General features: G+C 54.1%; 21 protein-coding genes. 9 read left to right on the forward strand and 12 right to left on the reverse strand.

What is annotated here, in order from left to right; genetic code table 11:
* Positions 1–20: 20 nt before the first annotated feature.
* The 3 genes from CA264_RS00310 to CA264_RS00320 all read right to left on the reverse strand — a co-directional run bounded on the left by CA264_RS00310 (position 21) and on the right by CA264_RS00320 (position 1,970).
* Positions 21–311, reverse strand: a complete 291-nt coding sequence (locus tag CA264_RS00310; protein WP_025609407.1) for a hypothetical protein — start codon at positions 309–311, stop codon at positions 21–23.
* Positions 312–839: 528 nt separating this feature from the next.
* Positions 840–1,490 carry a hypothetical protein gene (locus tag CA264_RS00315; protein WP_025609409.1) on the reverse strand — a complete coding sequence of 217 codons (651 nt, stop codon included), beginning with the start codon at positions 1,488–1,490 and terminating at the stop codon, positions 840–842.
* Positions 1,491–1,598: 108 nt separating this feature from the next.
* The gene (locus tag CA264_RS00320) at positions 1,599–1,970 is read right to left on the reverse strand and encodes a nuclear transport factor 2 family protein (RefSeq protein ID WP_025609410.1); all 372 of its coding nucleotides are present in this window, start codon (positions 1,968–1,970) and stop codon (positions 1,599–1,601) included.
* Between the two features lie 422 nt (positions 1,971–2,392).
* On the opposite strand from CA264_RS00320, the gene CA264_RS00325 reads away from it, so the two are divergent.
* Entirely contained in the window at positions 2,393–3,124 is a 732-nt protein-coding gene (locus tag CA264_RS00325) for a hypothetical protein (protein ID WP_025609411.1), read from the forward strand.
* On the opposite strand, the gene CA264_RS00330 is transcribed toward CA264_RS00325, so the two are convergent.
* The gene (locus CA264_RS00330) at positions 3,102–4,406 is read right to left on the reverse strand and encodes a dicarboxylate/amino acid:cation symporter (protein WP_025609412.1); all 1,305 of its coding nucleotides are present in this window, start codon (positions 4,404–4,406) and stop codon (positions 3,102–3,104) included. The genes CA264_RS00325 and CA264_RS00330 overlap by 23 nt on opposite strands.
* Positions 4,407–4,706: 300 nt before the next feature.
* Between CA264_RS00330 and CA264_RS00335 the strand changes: the two genes are divergently transcribed.
* Positions 4,707–5,459 carry a ZIP family metal transporter gene (locus CA264_RS00335; protein ID WP_211233419.1) on the forward strand — a complete coding sequence of 251 codons (753 nt, stop codon included), beginning with the start codon at positions 4,707–4,709 and terminating at the stop codon, positions 5,457–5,459.
* A 75-nt stretch (positions 5,460–5,534) separates the two neighbouring features.
* Here CA264_RS00335 and CA264_RS00340 read toward each other — a convergent pair whose 3' ends face one another.
* The gene (locus CA264_RS00340; protein WP_025609414.1) at positions 5,535–5,993 is read right to left on the reverse strand and encodes a peptidylprolyl isomerase; all 459 of its coding nucleotides are present in this window, start codon (positions 5,991–5,993) and stop codon (positions 5,535–5,537) included.
* Between the two features lie 149 nt (positions 5,994–6,142).
* On the opposite strand from CA264_RS00340, the gene CA264_RS00345 reads away from it, so the two are divergent.
* Positions 6,143–6,817, forward strand: coding sequence for a fasciclin domain-containing protein (locus CA264_RS00345; protein ID WP_025609415.1), 675 nt, complete (start codon positions 6,143–6,145; stop codon positions 6,815–6,817).
* 76 nt (positions 6,818–6,893) lie between these two features.
* On the opposite strand, the gene CA264_RS00350 is transcribed toward CA264_RS00345, so the two are convergent.
* From CA264_RS00350 to CA264_RS00360, 3 genes are all read right to left on the reverse strand, one after another.
* A complete protein-coding gene (locus CA264_RS00350) occupies positions 6,894–7,595 on the reverse strand; it encodes an SDR family oxidoreductase (RefSeq protein WP_025609416.1) in 702 nt (233 codons plus the stop codon).
* Positions 7,596–7,803: 208 nt separating this feature from the next.
* Positions 7,804–8,727: a ribosome small subunit-dependent GTPase A gene (gene rsgA, locus CA264_RS00355; RefSeq protein WP_025609417.1), complete on the reverse strand. Its 924-nt coding sequence runs from the start codon at positions 8,725–8,727 to the stop codon at positions 7,804–7,806.
* Between the two features lie 5 nt (positions 8,728–8,732).
* Positions 8,733–9,974: a 3-deoxy-D-manno-octulosonic acid transferase gene (locus CA264_RS00360; RefSeq protein ID WP_025609418.1), complete on the reverse strand. Its 1,242-nt coding sequence runs from the start codon at positions 9,972–9,974 to the stop codon at positions 8,733–8,735.
* A gap of 223 nt (positions 9,975–10,197) precedes the next feature.
* Here CA264_RS00360 and CA264_RS00365 point away from each other — a divergent pair, with 223 nt between their 5' ends.
* From CA264_RS00365 to CA264_RS00390, 6 genes are all read left to right on the forward strand, one after another.
* A complete protein-coding gene (locus tag CA264_RS00365; protein WP_025609419.1) occupies positions 10,198–10,593 on the forward strand; it encodes a hypothetical protein in 396 nt (131 codons plus the stop codon).
* A gap of 138 nt (positions 10,594–10,731) precedes the next feature.
* Positions 10,732–11,205 (forward strand): hypothetical protein, encoded by a 474-nt coding sequence (locus tag CA264_RS00370; RefSeq protein WP_025609420.1) that lies wholly within the window; start codon positions 10,732–10,734, stop codon positions 11,203–11,205.
* 58 nt (positions 11,206–11,263) lie between these two features.
* Entirely contained in the window at positions 11,264–11,719 is a 456-nt protein-coding gene (locus CA264_RS00375; protein ID WP_025609422.1) for a DinB family protein, read from the forward strand.
* A 180-nt stretch (positions 11,720–11,899) separates the two neighbouring features.
* Positions 11,900–12,769 (forward strand): dimethylarginine dimethylaminohydrolase family protein, encoded by an 870-nt coding sequence (locus CA264_RS00380; RefSeq protein ID WP_025609423.1) that lies wholly within the window; start codon positions 11,900–11,902, stop codon positions 12,767–12,769.
* 83 nt (positions 12,770–12,852) lie between these two features.
* Complete coding sequence (locus CA264_RS00385; RefSeq protein WP_025609424.1) at positions 12,853–13,335, forward strand: GNAT family N-acetyltransferase; 483 nt, start codon at positions 12,853–12,855, stop codon at positions 13,333–13,335.
* Positions 13,332–13,958, forward strand: a complete 627-nt coding sequence (locus CA264_RS00390) for a class I SAM-dependent methyltransferase (protein WP_025609425.1) — start codon at positions 13,332–13,334, stop codon at positions 13,956–13,958. The genes CA264_RS00385 and CA264_RS00390 overlap by 4 nt, the downstream gene beginning before the upstream one ends.
* Positions 13,959–14,234: 276 nt before the next feature.
* On the opposite strand, the gene CA264_RS00395 is transcribed toward CA264_RS00390, so the two are convergent.
* From CA264_RS00395 to CA264_RS00410, 4 genes are all read right to left on the reverse strand, one after another.
* A complete protein-coding gene (locus CA264_RS00395) occupies positions 14,235–14,873 on the reverse strand; it encodes a peroxiredoxin (protein WP_025609426.1) in 639 nt (212 codons plus the stop codon).
* A 29-nt stretch (positions 14,874–14,902) separates the two neighbouring features.
* Positions 14,903–15,367: a Fur family transcriptional regulator gene (locus tag CA264_RS00400; protein WP_025609427.1), complete on the reverse strand. Its 465-nt coding sequence runs from the start codon at positions 15,365–15,367 to the stop codon at positions 14,903–14,905.
* Between the two features lie 158 nt (positions 15,368–15,525).
* Positions 15,526–16,299, reverse strand: a complete 774-nt coding sequence (locus CA264_RS00405) for an enoyl-CoA hydratase-related protein (protein ID WP_025609428.1) — start codon at positions 16,297–16,299, stop codon at positions 15,526–15,528.
* A 99-nt stretch (positions 16,300–16,398) separates the two neighbouring features.
* The gene (locus CA264_RS00410; RefSeq protein ID WP_084196312.1) at positions 16,399–17,673 is read right to left on the reverse strand and encodes an aspartate kinase; all 1,275 of its coding nucleotides are present in this window, start codon (positions 17,671–17,673) and stop codon (positions 16,399–16,401) included.
* Positions 17,674–17,695: the final 22 nt, after the last annotated feature.

Raw genomic sequence — 17,695 nt, forward strand, 5'->3', positions numbered from 1 at the left:
AATACTCCTGCCTTTTTCTTTTACCTGCCAAGTAGTTCTCTTGCGATTTGCTCCCATTCCTCTTGCAGCGTAAGGGCTGGTCTGTGTTTGCCGGCTCTGCGGTACCAGTAGTCGGCGTTCCACGTGTCGCCCTCCTGGCGGTGCAGGTAGGCGTGTATCCAGGCGGCGGTTTGGTCGGGGAGGTCCTGGACCGTGGCGTGTGCTTGGTCCCAGTTTCCTTTTGCCTCGTGCCACAGCGCCTGCAGGTACACTGAGGTCTCCGGTGGGGGAGCATCGTGCTGCAGGCTTGCCTTAAAACTTCTGTAGTCCATGGGTGCAGTGGTTATGTGTGCTACCTATGCCCGGCCGGTGCTCAACGCTCTTCCTCCAGGCCTGTGGTTTTGCTTTTATACGTGTAACCCATACGGTAAACGGCGGCCCTTTGCCAGGTATAAACGCTATACTTGGCAAGCGTGTGTACTAGCGTATACACTGGCAGGTACATTCCTGCCCTATTGGGCTGTAATCGGTTGGCCAGTCAGCAGGAGGCGCTACATAAGGGATTCCTTTTCAGCGGTGCAGCCAGGTCCAGCCAGACGCCAGCAGGTGAAGCAAGGTGAGCCGTATGGTCGGAAAGCTTCCCCAAACTCTCTGTGAAACCCATTGCCCGGGAGCTGCCTTATCTGCTCTAAAAGCCTTGTGTTTGCTCAAATGTTGCACTCGATAAGCTTTACAGCGTCAGTAGCCACAGAGGTTTAACTTGTCCTGTGCATGAAGGGGCGCTGTGGCGAAGGCCTCCTGCGTGAAAAACCTGTACATTCTTTACCAAACGGAAACACCTGAAAGCTACACTGCCTGCGTTACAGCCGGCACTCAACGCCGAGGGAGAGTTGCAGAAGCTGCAGGTGCTTACCGCCGCCTTTGTTAAAGCTGCCGAAGTAATACATGTAGTCCGGGGTGAGGGTAATGGCGAGGTGGGGAGTGTGGTTGTACTTGGCTACAGCACCTGCCCCCACTCCAAACACGTTTTGGCAGTAGTCACGGACCAGCAGCGAGGTCTTTTCGCTGCGGCCGTCTCCGTAGGTGGTTTCTTCCTTTTTACTGCTGGCAAACAAGGCGCGAGCGCCTGCAGCGGCAAACACCTCCAGCTTTCCTGTGCCGGCTACGCGGTGGTCATAGTTAAGGTGTACCCCCTGTGCTTTAACGGTTACTTCTGTTTGGCTGGGTATCAAAGGGTCGGGGTGCAAGGTGCTGTAACCGTAGTCGAGCTCAGAGCGCAGTTTCATACTTGTCAGTTCCAGGCGTACCCTGCTCTTCTCGCTGATGTACACCCCCAGCTGGGCCGGAAAAACAACCCCTGCCTTGTTGCTGAAGCTGGCTCCGGCTTTGGCAGGGAGCCCGTTGTCTGTCGTGAAGACAGCGCCTGCCCCTGCACCAAAGAAGTACTTGCCCTGGCAAAAGCCGTAGGTGGAGAGGAGCGTAAAAGTGAGCAGGAGGATAAGCTGTTTCATGTGGTTATGGGGTAAATTTATGGATGGGATAGCGTGGCGCGCAACCGCCTGCCCACTGGCAGAGCTGTGTTTCTACCGGAGTGGGACAGGTGCGTGTGCTTATTTCTATTACTCCTCAAAGTTGTCGTAGTAGGTAAAGTCTTTCGTGATCTTTCCGTTCTCCACAGTGAAAATGGTACAGATGGGCAGCTCAAAGGCTGAGCCATCCGGTGCAGTGCCGCTCGATACGAACTCCACAACCACGTGTTTCTCCCCTGAAGGGTACAGCTGTACCACCCTGTCCTGCAAATCCGGGAACACCCCGTTTAGCTCGCTGTACTTCTGAGCCGTCTGTGCCCGTGTCTGCCTTACGATCCCCGGGCCCAGGGAGGGGTCTTTAAACTCTGCGGTTTCTGTGTACATGTCCGCCATCTTCTCCCAATCATGGTTGTTGAAGTGCTCAAAGTACTGGTTTACCAGCTTTACGTTTTCGGAGTCCATTGTTTCTTGGTTAGGGGTATCACATGAGTTTAAAGCCAGTAAGGCGGCGAAAAGAAGGAAGGTGTTTTTCACAGGTCATTTTGCTAAAGCTGTCTGATGTAAGGTGGTTGCTGGCCCGCCGCACAATCGTAAACAAATGCTTTTATTCTGATGTGCAGCAACAGCATCCGGCTGCGTGGCTATGCCGCCTCTCTTGTCGTTCACACACGGGCAGTTGCCGGATCTCGCCTGCTGCTGCTTGGTAGTATAAATATAAGAAGATATAGTGATACAAAGTGGGTGCGTGCTCGAAAAATTTAGCCTGCCCTGAGTTTGGAGTGAGTGCCGGAGGCAGTACCTGCTGCGGAAGCCTCCCCAGGCCAGGGCGGGCGTAAAAGGGGGCCTTGGATAACCCTAAGCTGAAAAGGATAGTACCCTTGCCTATGGAGCATCATGTATCTATCTGGCCGGTGTTGGTGCTGGCACTTATCCATTTCTTTGGCACCCGCCTACGGTTTCTGGCGGGGGTGCCGCGTAGCGTGTGGCTGTCGGTAGCCGGCGGTGTGTCGGTAGCCTACGTGTTTCTGCACCTGTTCCCGGAGCTAAGCGAGGGGCAGGAGCACGTGGAGGAGGCCTTTGTCGGGGAGGGTTTTCTGCGGCACCACGTCTACATTATGGCCCTGATTGGGCTGAGCGTGTTTTATGGGCTGGAGCGGAAAATGGTGTCCGCTAAAGAGGAGCAGAAAGAGAAGAAAGTCGATAACAAGCCGCCTCCCGGCCTTTTCTGGGTGCACATGGCCTCCTTTGCCATCTACAACGCCCTGATCGGCTACATTCTCTTTACCCGGGAGGAGGGGCCGCTGCAGCAACTGGTGCTGTTTTCAATCGCCATGGCGCTGCATTTTGTCGTGAACGACTTCGGTTTGCAGGAGCATCACCATGACCGCTACCGGAAGTATGGCCGCTGGCTTTTAGTGCTGGCGCTGGTAGCAGGGTGGGGCACAGGCTACCTGGTAACGGTATCGCACACGCTGGTGGTGCTGGTGCTGTCTTTCGTGGGAGGGGGCGTTATACTTAACGTGCTGAAGGAAGAGTTGCCCGAGGAGCGCAAAAGCCGCTACTGGGCCTTTGCGCTGGGGGCGTTCTTATATGCTATACTGCTGTTGTCTCTTTAGGCGGGTGCAGCTGGCCCTCGGTGCGGGCCACCATCATTGACACGGTGGCATCGCCGGTTACGTTCACGGTCGTGCGCAGCATGTCCAGAATCCGGTCCGGGGCAAGTATCAGGGCAATGCCCTCGATCGGGATGCCTGCCTGCTGCAGTACGATCACGAGCATCACAATGCCTGCTCCGGGCACGGCCGCGGCCCCGATAGAGGCCAGGGTCGCCGTCATGACAATGCCGAGCTGGGCCATGATGTCCAGCTGAATGCCGTAAGCCTGCGCGATGAACACAGCGGCCACGGCCTGGTAAAGGCTTGTGCCGTCCATGTTAATGGTAGCGCCCAGCGGCAGGACGAAGCTGGTGATCTCTTTGTTGATGCCCAGGTTCTGCTCGGCGCACTCCATGGTTACCGGCAGCGTCGCGGCGCTGGAGGAGGTGGAGAAAGCCAGCATCTGCGCCGGGAAAATGCCTTTGAAAAACGATTTATACTTTGTTTTGCCTACCGTTGTCACCAGTAGCGGGTACACCACGAAGATCATCAAGGCCAGGCCCACAATCACTACAATGCAGTAGTAGCCCAGCACCAGCAGCAGCTCTACGGCGGCGCCCGGGTCGTCGCCGGCAAACTCCACCACCAGCCCCGCCAGCAGCGCAAACACGCCATAAGGGGCCGTGGCCATAATCAGGTCCACGATCTGGAGTATGACCAGGTTCACGCCTTCGAAGAAGTCGTTGACGGGCTGGGCCTTGTCAGCGGGAATCATGATGAGGGCAACGCCGAAGAGCAGGGCAAAGAAGATAACCTGCAGCATGGCGCTGTTGGTGGTAAGGGAGCCAAAAATGTTGCTCGGCACAATATCGATGAGGGGCTGCAATGGCCCTTGCTGTTCCACAGCTGCCGCGTCCGAAGATTTTTCAACCGTAGTGGAGGCGAACTGCTCCTTAAACTCCTCGCGCTTCTCCGGCGAGAAGGCCTTGCCCGGCTCAAACACATTCACCAGCACCAGGCCCAGCACCACGGCCACCACCGTGGTCATGAGGTAAATGCCGATGGTCTTGGAGCCGATGCGCGAGAGGCGGCTCACATCGCTGAGGCTGGAGACCCCGGTAATGAGCGACACCAGCACCAGCGGCACGGCAATCAGCTTAAGCAGGTTAATAAAGATGGTGCCGAAGGGCTTCACCCAGTCTGAGGTGAATTCAACGAGGCCGAGGTAGCTGGCCAGCATTCCCCATAGCACGCCCAGGGCCATGCCGATCAGAATTTGCCAGTGTAAAGCGAGTTTCTTCATACGCAGTAGTAGCGGCGGAGGCAAGCACGAGTACTTGTCCCTCTCTAACAGTATATTAAGATGATACACATAAACCTGGCACCTCCCAAAGCCGGGGCAGGCAAAGCAGATATCCCCTTTATAGGTGCCGAACAGTTGTTAGGTAAATTTAAGCATAATTAGGCTTGTATCCGGTAAACTGTTTTAAATATTCTATTTTTAGCAGCATAATTCATGTTTGGGCTGTTTCTCCTGCAGCTAACTACCAGCCCGGGTAACCGTACAAGTCAGCATCTATCACCGTTACAACACACATACAGCATGATACCACTTTGGCTACAGGCAGGGTTATACGGATTATTGGCAGGTTTAGCCTTAGTAGTGGGTGCGGTTACAGGTTGTTTTGTGCCGATAAAGCAGCGTGTAGTGGCAGGTATCATGGCTTTTGGCAGTGGTGTGCTGGTGTCGGCCTTAAGCTTTGAGTTGATGGGGGAGGCCTACGAACGCGGTGGCTTTGATGCGACCGTGGTCGGTTTTCTGGCAGGTGCGGCTATCTACACGTTTGCCAACTGGGTACTGGCAAAGCAGGGGGCCAAACACCGCAAGCGCTCAGGAAAACAGCAGCCGTCGGAGTCGGAAGAAAGCGGCAGCGGTATGGCCCTTGCCATTGGCTCTCTGATTGATGGCATACCAGAGGCTATGGTGATAGGCATTAGCATGATTGCCGGAGGCGCTGTAAGTATGGTCGCACTCATCGCGGTTTGCCTGTCTAACGTTCCGGAAGGTTTATCAAGTGCGGTGGGCATGAAGAACGCCGGCAGGTCTAAGGCTTACATCTTCGGTGTCTGGGGAAGTATAGCGCTTATACTGGGCTTTGCCTCGCTGGCGGGCTATACTGTGTTTAGTGGTTTGCCCGATGATGTTATTGCCGCTACCACCGCGTTGGCTGCCGGTGCCATACTGGCCATGGTTTCCGACACCATGATACCCGAAGCGTTTGAGCAGGCACATAACATGACGGGGCTGATCACGGTGCTGGGCTTTCTGGTAGCCTTTGTGCTAAGCCATCTGTAGATGCCTGAAAAGCAAAAGCCAGCTACACACCGTGTGGCTGGCTTTTGTGATATAAAAAAACGGTAGCGCGGTTGCTTAAGCCTCGTTCACTACAATCTTTTCGATGCGGTCGTTGGCTTTGATCTGGTCGATCACGTCCTCGCCTTCCACTACTTTACCGAAAACGGTGTGGTTGCGGTCCAGGTGGGCTGTGTTTTTGCGGCTGTGGCAGATAAAGAACTGCGAACCACCTGTGTTGCGGCCGGCATGCGCCATGCTCAGCACACCGCGGTCGTGGTACTGGTTCTCACCTGTCAGCTCGCAGTCGATTTTGTAGCCGGGGCCACCGGTGCCCGGAGCGCCTTTGGCACCCTCGCGGGTGTTAGGGCAACCACCCTGGATAACGAAGTCAGGAATGACACGGTGGAAAGTCAGGCCGTCGTAGAAGCCCTCTTTTGCCAGCTTTATAAAGTTATCTACGGTTTTAGGAGCGTCTTTCTCATAAAACTCCACTTTCATTACGCCTTTGGCAGTATGGATGTCTGCAGTTCTCATTGTGGGTACAGTTTAGCTTAAAAATCAATATAGATAACAAAAGTACGTAAATTATAGTTTAAGAGAGCAATAAGGCACGCTTTGCTCCGGCTGTTTGGCTGGCGTGGCGGGCCTGTTTAGTTATGTAGGATAGCACAACAAATCAAACTATGAAAAAAATGAAGATAATGGCCTATGCCCTGGCGATGTGCTTTAGTGTAGCACTCGTAAGTTGCGGCACCGGGCCTGACAACGCTGAAAACGAACTACAGGAAGAAACCAAGCCAAACCCGGGGGCGCAGACAGACGCCAAAATGACGAACCCAACTACTCCTGGCCGGCAAGCCGGTGAAGGAGAGGCAGAAGGAGGAACCGAAGAGGTGGAGTTGACTGCTACGGACCCGGATATAGGTGGACATGAAATGATGCCGACCCAGCTGGTGGTGGAGAACATCACCTCCAACTATGAGCTGAGCACGCTGGCCGCTGCACTCCGCAGGGCGGAGCTGGTGGATGCCTTAAACGCGACCGGCCCTTACACCGTGTTTGCGCCAGAGAACGATGCCTTTGAGGCCTTGCCGGATGGGGTGCTGGAAGAGCTGATGCAGCCTGAGAACAAAGCCCGCCTGAAGGAGATCCTGAACAACCACGTGGTGGCCGGCAGGCTAACGGTAAGCGAGCTAAAGGACGGCGCCACCCTTAAAACGGTAGGAGGAGAGCAGCTGAAGGTATCCAAGAAGGGAGAGAAGGTGATGATTAACGGCGCCGAAGTACTGCAGCCTAACGTGGAGAGCGAGAACGGGGTGATTCATGTGATTGGCAAAGTATTGATCACGAAGAAATAGACTGCCGCCAAAGCGGCTATGCAAAAAAGGCAGGCGCTGTACAGTGCCTGCCTTTTTTTGTGCCCACCGCGGGAGCTTAGAAAGGGTTGGTGGCCCAGACGGAGTGCTCCGGTATAAAGCCGCGGCTGTCCATTTGCAGCGCGCTCTTGATGGCCCAGGCAATCTCCTCGCCCCGCAGTTTGTTCGGCTCGCTATCGCGCTCCCGGCGGTCCTGCTGCCCGAAGGCCGTGGTTACCTCGCTTGGGTTGATCAGCATTACGCGCACATTGTACTTGCGCAGCTCGGCCTGCCAACTCTGCGTCATGCTACGCAGCGCGGCCTTGGAGGAGGCGTAAACGGAGCCGCCCGCGTAGCCGTTCAGCGCCGCCGTGGAGCCGATGTTGATGATGTTGCCGTGCTTTTGCTTTTTGAAGATCTCTGCTGCCCGCGCGGCCATCATGGCGGCCCCGAACACGTTCACGCTGTACACCTCCTGAAAGTCCTCCACCGTCAGCTCCTCGACCAGCTTTCGCGTGCCGACGCCGGCGTTGTTAATGAGTGCATCCAGCCGGCCGTACTCGTCCATAAAGGTCTTAAAGGTGCGCTTTACATCGTAGGGGTTGGCGACGTCGGCGGTGATGGGCATGGCCCCTATGTCGCGAGCGGCTTTGTGGGTGCGTTTCTCGTCGCGGCCCGTAATGGCTACGTTGGCGCCCTTCTCTATGAGCAGCTTGGCCGTGGCATGCCCGATGCCCAGCGTGCCGCCTGTGATCAGGATATTGGCGTTGTCAAGTTTCATGGTATCTGATGGTTAGGTTTCAAGAAGTATAAAATCATGTAACGGTGCAGGTGGGGATTGGTTAAACTGAGCGCCTTACCGCGGGCGGCATACACAGGGGCAGGCACAGTGTGTGCGGCAGCCGCGCAGAGGGCAGCTGGCAGAGATAAAACAGGAGAGGCGCAACATGTTGCGCCTCTCCTGTTTTATCTGAAAAAGTATCTTAGCCTTACTTCCGGTTGTCGCCGCCGTGCAGCATGCTCAGGTAGCTTTCGTAGCGGCTCAGGGAAATATCGTTGTGGCGCACAGCCTCTATCACAGCGCAGCCCGGTTCGTTAAAGTGGGTGCAGTTGTTAAAGCGGCACTGGTTCATGCGCTCGCGCATCTCCGGGAAGTAGTGGCCCAGCTGCGCCGCCGGGATATCCACAATGCCCAGTTCTTTAATGCCGGGGGTGTCGATGATGAACGTGTCCTGGTCCACCTCAAACATCTCGGCAAAGGTGGTGGTGTGTACGCCTTTGTCGGAGAAGTCAGAGATTTCGGAGGTTTTGAGCGCTAGGTCCGGCACCAGCAGGTTGATGAGGGTCGACTTCCCCACACCGGAGTGGCCGGAGAGGAGCGTGGTTTTGCCTTGCAGCAGCGCGCGCATTTCCTCAACGCCCTCGTTGGTCTTGGCCGATACCGCCAGGCTCGGGTAGCCGATCTGCCCGTACATGTGGCTGATCTGGCGCTGGTAGTCCATCACGTCCTCGTCGTAGAGGTCTGTTTTGTTGAAGATAAGCGTTGCCGGTATGTCATAGGCCTCCGCTGTTACCAAAAAGCGGTCTATAAAGCCAAAGGAGGTGCGCGGCGACACCAGCGTTACAATGAGCAGGGCCTGGTCTAAGTTGGCGGCAATAATGTGGGAGTAGGCGGTTTTGTGCGTGCTCTGGCGGATAATGTAGTTCTCCCGGTCTTCGATCTTGAAGATCACGGCTGTGTCCTCGCCCGTCTGCTCCACTTCAAATTCCACGCGGTCGCCCACGGCCAGCGGGTTGCTCACCTTCAGGCCCTTTATCTTAAACTTACCGCGCAGGCGAGCCCGGTGCAAATTGCCTTCCTCGTCGCGCACCAGGTACCACGACCCCGTCGATTTTACTACTACTCCTTTCATCCGGTCTATTTCAGCAGCTGTTTCACATCGGCCATGATGGTAGCCGTGGCGCCAGCCTGCTTTTGTACGTAATCTTTTTCTTTGTGAGTTATACTTTGCCGCAGCCCCGGTGTTGCGTGCACCCGCCCGAAAGCCTGCAGCAGCTCCTCCGCGTTTTGCACCGGAAAGGCACATTCCAACGCTACCAGGTCCTTTGCCTCCTGAAACTTGTCATACTTCGGCCCGAAGAACAGCGGCAGCCCAAACACGGCGGCTTCTAGTGTATTATGCAGCCCCTTGCCGAAGGCCCCGCCAATGTAGGCGTAGGTGCCGTAGCTGTAGAGCGAGGAGAGCATGCCGATGTTGTCGATCACCAGCACCTGGTACCTGGCCGCGTCTGCCGCAGAGGTTTGGGAGAAGCGCACGGCTCCTTTGCCCAGAGCCTGCATCACGGTGCTTATACTTGCCTCATTTACTTCGTGCGGCGCGATGATGAACTTTATACCTGCTTTATACTTCTGGATCAGCGGCAGCAGCGCTTCTACATCCGCAGGCCAGCTGCTGCCCACCATAAACACCTCCTGCCCGGCCGCAAAAGCCTCTACCAAGGGTATGGTCTTCACCGAAGCGGCCGTCTGCAGCACCCTATCGAAGCGGGTGTCGCCGGCTATACTTGCGTTGCTGATGTGTATACGGTGCAGCAGCTCCAGCGAGGTTTGGTTTTGGGTGTAGATGTGGGTGAAGCGGCGCAGAATGCGACGGTAAAAATCGCCGTAGGGCTTAAAGAACACCTGCTCCTGCCGGAAAATAGCAGAGATGGAAAGCACCGGTATACTTCGCTGCTGTAGCTCCTGCAGGTAATAATGCCAGAACTCATACTTCACGAACACCGCCAGCTTCGGTCTGGTGATGTCCAGAAACCGCTTGGCGTTGGAGGCGCTGTCCAGCGGCAGGTAGAAGATATAGTCGGCACCCGCGTAGTTTTTGCGCACCTCGTAGCCGGAAGGAGAAAAGAAGGTCAGCAGTACCTTGTACGTTGGGAATGTCTCCCGAAAGGCCTCTATCACCGGTCGCCCCTGCTCAAACTCGCCCAGCGAGGCACAGTGGAACCACACCAGCGGCGCCTGGTTCTGCTGCAGGGCCTGCTGCAGCTTTTCGAACTGCCCCTCGCGCCCCTGCCGCATCAGCTTCGCCTTCTCGTTAAAAGGGGCCGCCAGGGCAATGGCCGTACTGTAAGCCTTCAGGCCGATGTCGTAGAGTAACTTCAAATTTATACTTCTTTACAAAGACCTCGCGGTGCGCGCAGCTCCTGCGAGTGTCTGGTTCTGCTGCAAATATAGCGCTTTGCGGAGGGATAGTTGGCAAAGGAGGGGTAGTTTGTGGGGCGGGAGACTTTGTTGACTTGGTGAGTTGCTGTTATCTGCTATATTTGGTAGGAGAAGCGTGGGTTGTTACGTTTAGCAGCTAGTTGGGAGGTATAAGAATTAATTAATGAAGAACATATACACTGTTTTCTTAGTGTTGCTTTTGATAAGCTGTAGTGTGAAAGAGAGCGAGAAAGAATCCGTTGCTCAACCTCATGCTAACACTTCTTCTCCAGCAGTTGAATCACAACATTCGGGTGCCCAGCCTTTATTTACCAAAGAAGATATAAAAGGTATATGGACTTCAGGAGAAACTGAAAACGCAAGCTTTAGAATCGATGAAGATTCAATATTATTTGTAGACTCATATGAATATCTGAAATACGAATTCAGAAATGACACTCTAATCTATATGGAAGATAATATTCCCTTCTTTAAGGCAAGAGTAATAAAAGCGGACGAAGATTCTTTAGTGCTTTCCAACGAGGATGGAGTTCGAAGACTCTGGAGATTTAATGATTAGAAGTAAATAAAAGAATCACATCTCCCAACAAAACCTATAAGTTAGCTATGCCACCTTATAGCAGAGACGTTATCTGTCATAAAAAATGATAGAATAGAAAAATTAAGTGGTGCTGATAAGCGCAGAGTAAAGCTTGAAATGAGGCAAGTTGTAGTAAGCTATTTAGCTAACGGAATTATCTTGTCTGTTCTAATCGCTGCTGCTATCATCTTTGTTCAAAAGAAAGATAATCTTCCAGTCGAAAAGGGTGCAGCAGTCACTGTTTTGCTTCTAACCGCTGTCTCTGGATTTGCAGCCTTCTTGTTTCATGCAATCAGCGACTACCTAAAGGACTTGAGAAGCGATTCAAAAAGAATATACTCTGGGCAAGTAACAGATAAATCTACAAATACCAACTGGGGGTGGCATGGTAATCCTGGTGCTGATTCCTGCTCACAACCAAAGCTTATCGAGTGCTTTTTAGTTATAGATAAGCGAAGAGTATGTGTGGAAGAAGATGAATATAATAGTTTTGGAATCGGAGACAGAGTTAAGCTTTACTTTACAACCCGAAGTAATATCTTGTTAGGAGTAGCGAAAGAATCACATTCAGGAAATAAAGCGCAGACTTAAGTTGATGCCTCAGCTTAGCCAAGAAACATTAACCACACCTCCATCAAACATCAACCAAATGGAATCAGCCTTCAAGATTTGGGAAACCAGCAGAAACTTATACCTGGACTTTCTAAGCAAGTATACTTTAGAGCAACTCAACAAGGTGCCGGAGGGGTTCAGTAACAACCTGATCTGGAACATAGGTCACATCATTGTGGCGCAGCAAGCCCTGGTGTACAAGTCTTCCGGCTTGCCGGGGTATGTGCCTGATGCGCTGTTTGAGCTGTACAAGCCGGGCACAAGACCCACTGCCGCTACCTCGCAGGAAGAGGTGGCGGAGCTAAAGGAGCTTTTGATCTCTTTGGTAGCGCAAACAAAAGCAGATTACTACGCCGGAAAGTTCGTTACCTACAAAGAACGGATGACAGGCACGGGCTTTTACGTAGCCTCGCTAACGGATGCCATACAGTTTAACAATTACCACGAAGCGCTCCATTTGGGGGTTATGATGAACATCAGGAAGTTTGTCTGAAACACCGGAACGAAGCCTGCCAGTCCCGAAGCACCCGCTCCGCCCAGCCGGCAGTAATCTCCTTGGCAATGTTGGCGCGCTGTACCTGCTGAAACCTTAAAACTAGAACAAATCCGGTTTTAGGCCTTATTTTTGCACCTGTGGCACGGCCAGCAGGTAGTACAAATTTAAGAGGATAGCATGATTCAGCAACACAGCGAGACAGACCCGCTGCAAAAGGTAATTATCGGGAGGTACGAAAACTATAATGAGTCGCCGGCTTATGCGGAGCTGGTAAACGAGGACCAGAAAAGCGGCCTGCCCCAGCGCAACCAGCTGAAGGAGGAGTTCGACAGCTTCAGGAAAGTACTGACAGACGCAGGCGTGGAAGTGCTGGTGCCGGACTATGTGGGCCGGTTTGTGTACGACCAGCTCACCCCGCGCGATATCGGCATGGTGATCGGCGATAAGTTTCTGCTTTGCAACATGGTGAAGCGAAGCCGCCGTTACGAGAGCGCCGGCATTTTCCGGTACCTGCACGCCATCCCCGACGATGAGCCGAACATCATCATCCCCGACTCGCCCACCTGCTTTATAGAAGGAGGCGACATCCTGATCGACAAAGGGAACCTCTTTGTGGCCGTGTCGCAGCGCACAAACCCGGAAGGCGTGGCGTTTCTGCAGGAGCAGTTCGGCAATGAGTTTAACATCGTGCCCATTGAGGCCCGCTCGCTGGCAGAAGGCGAGAACGTGCTGCACCTGGACTGTATGTTTAACCCGGTGGGGGAGAGAACCGCCCTTATCTATGAGGAAGGCTTTAAGCAGGTGCCTCGTGAAATCCTGAATAACTACGACCTGATCCGGGTAAACAAGGCGCAGCAGCGGGAGCTGGCCACCAACATCCTGTCGCTTTCGCAGGACCGCATCATCAGCCGCGACCATCCGCTGTGCAAACCGATCAACGACGAGATCCGGAAGGCGGGTATAGAGGTGACGGAAATAACCTTTGATGCGGCCCCGGCCACCGGCGGCTCCTTCAGGTGCTGCAGCCTGCCCTTGCGGAGAGGCTAACGGAGAGCGAAGTATAAAATTGAGCACAGCGGAACCTCGAACCAAAGCAGTTTTGAGTAGCTTACCGCCCAAAGTATAAATGTATGGCCCTCACTATCCGCCCCATCCAACCTGCCGACAACGAGCCCCTGGCATCGCTGATTCGCACGGTTTTCAGAGAGTTTAAGATCGACAAGCCCGGCACGGTATACACAGACCCAACCACAGATGCTTTGTACCAGCTGTTCGAGCGCGCTGCCAGCGCCTATTTTGTTGCAGAAGAAAACGGTGTGCTACTAGGCGGCTGCGGCGTTTACCCTACAGAGGGCTTGCCGGAGGGCTGTGCAGAGCTGGTGAAGTTTTACCTTGCCGCCAGTGCCCGGGGCAAGGGCGTTGGCAACAAGCTGATGCAGCAAAGTATAGCGGCGGCCCGGGAGCTCGGATACAAGCAGCTGTACTTAGAGTCGTTCCCGGAACTGGCCAGGGCCGTATCTATGTATGAAAAAGCAGGCTTTAGGCCTTTGCCGAACGCACTCGGCAACTCCGGCCACTATGCCTGCACCATCTGGATGTTGAAAGAACTATGAGTATACAGCAAGCCTACAACAGTTGGGCATCGCAATACGACACCAACAAGAACCGCACCCGCGATCTGGAGGCGGTAGCGCTGCGCGCCACACTGGCAGGCATAGGGTTTGAGTCTTGCCTGGAGGTTGGCTGCGGCACGGGCAAAAACACGGAGTGGCTGGTGCGAAAGGCACAGCACGTTACAGGCGTAGACCTGTCGGAGGAGATGCTGGAGCGGGCAAAGAAGAAGGTGAACTCTAACAAGGCTACGTTTGTGCAGGCCGACATCACTCAGGGTTGGAGCTTTGCCACGCAGCCTTACGACCTGGTCAGTTTTAGCCTGGTGCTGGAGCACATCGCAGACCTGGAGCATATCTTCAGAAAAACAGCCGCAGTGTTAAGGCACGGCGGGCACGTATACATTGGCGAACTGCACCCTTTTAAGCAGTACAGCGGCACCAAAGCCCGCTTCGATACGGAGCAGGGGAGGCAGGAGGTGGCGTGCTACACCCACCACGTATCTGACTTTGTGCAGGCCGCCAAGCAGCATGGCCTGAAGCTGATAGACCTAAACGAGTACTTCGACGACAACGACCGCACCAGCATACCGCGCATCCTGACGCTGCTCTTGCAGAGGGTGTAAGGGCCTCCCTTTGTAGAGCAGTAGCTATCCGGTTTCAGAAGTTGTTGTACGTCTGCGTGTACCAGTACTTAAAGAAGTCGTTTGCAACCCAATTTCCAATCGGGATGTGCTCCTCTTAAAGTAGCACAAAGTCAGGGTGACGTTCTTTCAAAAAAGTGAAGGGTAAGTTAAGCTCTTATCTAGCCACTCCTGGCTTTTTGTACATCACCGCTACCTTAAAAACAAAAAGCCCCAGCTACTGCCGGGGCTTTTCTGTTTTATACTAGAAGCTGGTGCTTAGTGAGCTGCGTTAGCTGACAGGTAGCTAGATACGCCTTCTTTTGTAGCTTGCATACCTTCTTTACCTTCTTCCCAGTTTGCAGGGCAAACTTCGCCTTTCTCCTCGAAGTACTGCAGGGCATCCACCATGCGCAGCGCCTCGTCGATAGAGCGGCCCAGCGGCATGTCGTTTACTACCTGGTGGCGTACGATACCTTCTTTGTCGATCAGGAACAGACCACGGTAAGCAACCGGATCACCTACAAAAGTAACTTCACCTTCTTCGTTGTACTCGTAGTGGCCAGCCAGCACGTCGTAGTTCTGTGCGATAGTCTTTGCAGCGTCAGCTACAAGCGGGTAGTTAACGCCCTCGATGCCACCCTGCTCGCGCGGAGTGTTCAGCCATGCGAAGTGAGAGAAGTGCGTGTCAGTAGAGCAACCTACTACCGCTACACCTTTGCGCTCAAACTCCTCCATTCTGTCCTGGAAGGCGATGATCTCAGTTGGGCACACAAAAGTGAAGTCCATTGGGTAGAAGTAGAAAATTACGTGCTTCTTGCCAAGGTACTGCTCCAGTGAAAAGTCTTCTACAAACTCACCGTTTTCTACGGCCATTGTTTTAAACGAAGGTGCTTTTTTACCTACTAATACTGCCATTTGTTATTGGTTTTTGGTTTTTGAAAAATCTATTTTGAAACTCGTGTAATGCTTATTTGTTTCTCGGGCTCCACCTTGTTTCCTGACAGCTGCACCGAAAACCCCTTCACTTCGAAGTTGCTGAGCTTTCTGCGGCTGAAGAACTCGGTCAGCAGCTGGTCCAGCTCCGGATCATCAAAGTCAACGATCTCCTTGGTGTTGCTGCAGTAAATGTGGCTGTGCACCAGTGTGTTGCCATCGTAGCGCTTGCTGCCCTCTTCCGAAAACACGCGCCGGATCAGGCCTGTCTCCGCAAAAGTGTCCAGAGTTTTGTACACCGTGCCCAGCGAGATGCTTGGGTTTGCTGGCTTCAGGCGCTGGTACACATCCTCTGCGGTGGGGTGGTGCCCGTGCAGCTCCGTTACCGCTTCGAATACAACAATGCGCTGGTGCGTGGCCTTAAGGCCGCACGTTAACAGGCGCTGTCGTAATTCGTCTCGGGTCAGGTTTTGCATATACCAGTTAAGAATGATTCTTACTTGATAATAGTTCCTGCAAAGGTAAGACAGATAGATTAGAGTTAAAAGTGAAGAGTGAAAAGTTATGAGTTATACTTCCGCACAGGCTCAACTCATAACTCTTAACTCTCAACTCATAACTCTGAAGTAATGGCCTACCGGCCCTTAAACTCTGGCTTGCGCTTCTCAACAAAGGCGTTCATGCCTTCGGTCTGGTCTTCGGAGGCGAAGCAGAGGTAGAAGTTCTTGCGCTCAAAGTGCAGGCCCTCGTCCAGGTGGGTTTCGAAGGAGCGGTTCACAGCCTCTTTGGCCAGCTTTGCCGCCACCGGCGACATGCGCGCGATCTCTCCGGCAAGTTTAAAGGCCTCCTCCAAGTACAGCTCCACCGGCACTACGCGGTTAATCAGGCCGTGCTTTTCTGCTTCGTCGGCGGATATAAACCTGCCCGTCAGCACCATTTCCATGGCTTTGGCCTTCCCGATGGCTTTGGTCAGGCGCTGTGTGCCGCCCGCGCCGGGCATCACGCCAATCTTAATCTCGGGCTGGCCAAACTGGGCGGTCTCCGAAGCCACGATCATGTCGCAGGTCATGGCCAGTTCACAGCCGCCACCCAGGGCGAAGCCGGACACTGCGGCAACGATAGGCTTCTTAGTCTTGCGAATCTGGTCCCAGGTGGAGAACTGGTCCACGTTCAGCATGTCGATGGCCGTTTTGCCGGCCATCTGCTTAATGTCTGCGCCGGCGGCGAAGGCGCGCTCGTTGCCGGTGATGATGATGGCGCGCACCTCGTCGTTCTCGTCCAGCTCCTTCAGGGCGTCGCGCAGCTCGCTCATCAGCTGCAGGTTTAGAGCGTTCAGCTCTTTGGGCCGGTTGAGTTGGATAAGCGCAACGTGCGGCTGCGCCTGGGGCGTTACAAGTATAAATTCCATAGTATGATTAGGTTTCTGTTGATAATGCCTTAAGATAACAGTTTTAGCGCAAGCAAGAAAAAGCCCGATGCGTAGATCGGGCTGTAAGGTGTTGGCAGCCTACCGGCTCACAAACTGAAACGTGGTGCGTGTGCGCTGCTCCAGTAGCACGGCCTTGCCTGCCATCATGCGGTTTATACTGGCTGCGTCGTAGTTTTTGATCGTGTACAGCCGCAGCTCGGTGTTGTAGTGGATCACGAACTGGTCGTGCAGCGTCTGGATGAGGCGGTGCAGGCGCTCAGGGTGGTAGTCTGTGCAGATGGAGAAGGAGATGGCCGAGTTCTGCATCAGGTTGATCTTGATGCGCAGCTCGGAGAGGGCGTTGAAGATGGTGCCCAGGTTCTGCTCCGAGATAAAGGTAAAGTCCTTCACGCCGAAGGACACCAGGCACTGCTTCTCCTTAATGATGTAGGCCGGAGCGATTACCTCAAAGCGGCAGTTGCAGATTTTGGTGCCAGCCCCCTCTGGGTTCAGAAAGGACTTGACGTAGAGCGGAATCTGCTTGTTGGCCAGTGGCTTGATGGTTTTCGGGTGGATCACGGAGGCGCCGTAGTAAGCCATCTCCACCGTCTCCTGGTAAGAGATCTCGGGGTAGCACACCGTATCCGCGAAGTACTTGGGGTCGGCGTTGAGCAGGCCTTCCACATCCTTCCAGATGTACATGCCCTCGGCCTCCAGGCAGTAGGCAAACACGGCGGCGCTGAAGTCGGAGCCCTCGCGGCCGAGCGTGGTCGTCAGGCCGTTGTTGGTGCCGCCCAGAAAGCCCTGCGTTACCACCAGCCCTTCCTGCAGCATGGCGGGCACGTCCCGCCTGATCAGCCGCTCCGTCCAGCCCCAGTCCACCCGGGCCTCGCGCCAGGTGCTGTCGGTTTGGATGTACTTCCGGCTGTCAATCAGGGTGTTGTGTAAATCCTGCTCCTCCAGAAAATAATGCAAGATAGTTGACGATAAAAGTTCGCCAAAACTTACGGTTTGATCGTATACGGTATCAAAGTTGTCGTTGGGAAGTGTTTTCGCCAGCTGTGCGTGCAGCTGCTCAAAGAGGTGCTCCAGCCGCTGGAACACCGGGTGGCCTTGCTGCGGAAACAACTCGCTCAGCACCTGTAGGTGATACGATTTCAGTTGCAGAAACTCCTGCTCAAACGCCTGCTGCCGGTGTGCCAGGTCGAGCAGCGCCTCCAGGGCATTGGTGGTCTTACCCATGGCGGACACTACCAGCAGTAGCTGCTGTCCGCCGGCCTGCGTCTTCACGATGCGGGCCAGGTTGCGGAACGCCTCGGCGCTCTTGACCGATGCGCCCCCAAACTTGTATACTTTTATCCTGTCTTGTGTCATGAACCGTAAAATTAGGCATCGT

The organism is Pontibacter actiniarum, assembly GCF_003585765.1.
GTDB lineage: Bacteria > Bacteroidota > Bacteroidia > Cytophagales > Hymenobacteraceae > Pontibacter > Pontibacter actiniarum.

What these genes read in the sequence shown, in the direction of transcription:
- CA264_RS00310 (WP_025609407.1), bottom strand. Translation starts at nt 311, where the DNA reads ATGGACTACAGAAGTTTTAAGGCAAGCCTGCAGCACGATGCTCCCCCA.
- CA264_RS00315 (WP_025609409.1), bottom strand. Translation starts at nt 1,490, where the DNA reads ATGAAACAGCTTATCCTCCTGCTCACTTTTACGCTCCTCTCCACCTAC.
- CA264_RS00320 (WP_025609410.1), bottom strand. Translation starts at nt 1,970, where the DNA reads ATGGACTCCGAAAACGTAAAGCTGGTAAACCAGTACTTTGAGCACTTC.
- CA264_RS00325 (WP_025609411.1), top strand. Translation starts at nt 2,393, where the DNA reads ATGGAGCATCATGTATCTATCTGGCCGGTGTTGGTGCTGGCACTTATC.
- CA264_RS00330 (WP_025609412.1), bottom strand. Translation starts at nt 4,406, where the DNA reads ATGAAGAAACTCGCTTTACACTGGCAAATTCTGATCGGCATGGCCCTG.
- CA264_RS00335 (WP_211233419.1), top strand. Translation starts at nt 4,707, where the DNA reads ATGATACCACTTTGGCTACAGGCAGGGTTATACGGATTATTGGCAGGT.
- CA264_RS00340 (WP_025609414.1), bottom strand. Translation starts at nt 5,993, where the DNA reads ATGAGAACTGCAGACATCCATACTGCCAAAGGCGTAATGAAAGTGGAG.
- CA264_RS00345 (WP_025609415.1), top strand. Translation starts at nt 6,143, where the DNA reads ATGAAAAAAATGAAGATAATGGCCTATGCCCTGGCGATGTGCTTTAGT.
- CA264_RS00350 (WP_025609416.1), bottom strand. Translation starts at nt 7,595, where the DNA reads ATGAAACTTGACAACGCCAATATCCTGATCACAGGCGGCACGCTGGGC.
- rsgA (WP_025609417.1), bottom strand. Translation starts at nt 8,727, where the DNA reads ATGAAAGGAGTAGTAGTAAAATCGACGGGGTCGTGGTACCTGGTGCGC.
- CA264_RS00365 (WP_025609419.1), top strand. Translation starts at nt 10,198, where the DNA reads ATGAAGAACATATACACTGTTTTCTTAGTGTTGCTTTTGATAAGCTGT.
- CA264_RS00370 (WP_025609420.1), top strand. Translation starts at nt 10,732, where the DNA reads ATGAGGCAAGTTGTAGTAAGCTATTTAGCTAACGGAATTATCTTGTCT.
- CA264_RS00375 (WP_025609422.1), top strand. Translation starts at nt 11,264, where the DNA reads ATGGAATCAGCCTTCAAGATTTGGGAAACCAGCAGAAACTTATACCTG.
- CA264_RS00380 (WP_025609423.1), top strand. Translation starts at nt 11,900, where the DNA reads ATGATTCAGCAACACAGCGAGACAGACCCGCTGCAAAAGGTAATTATC.
- CA264_RS00385 (WP_025609424.1), top strand. Translation starts at nt 12,853, where the DNA reads ATGGCCCTCACTATCCGCCCCATCCAACCTGCCGACAACGAGCCCCTG.
- CA264_RS00390 (WP_025609425.1), top strand. Translation starts at nt 13,332, where the DNA reads ATGAGTATACAGCAAGCCTACAACAGTTGGGCATCGCAATACGACACC.
- CA264_RS00395 (WP_025609426.1), bottom strand. Translation starts at nt 14,873, where the DNA reads ATGGCAGTATTAGTAGGTAAAAAAGCACCTTCGTTTAAAACAATGGCC.
- CA264_RS00400 (WP_025609427.1), bottom strand. Translation starts at nt 15,367, where the DNA reads ATGCAAAACCTGACCCGAGACGAATTACGACAGCGCCTGTTAACGTGC.
- CA264_RS00405 (WP_025609428.1), bottom strand. Translation starts at nt 16,299, where the DNA reads ATGGAATTTATACTTGTAACGCCCCAGGCGCAGCCGCACGTTGCGCTT.
- CA264_RS00410 (WP_084196312.1), bottom strand. Translation starts at nt 17,673, where the DNA reads ATGACACAAGACAGGATAAAAGTATACAAGTTTGGGGGCGCATCGGTC.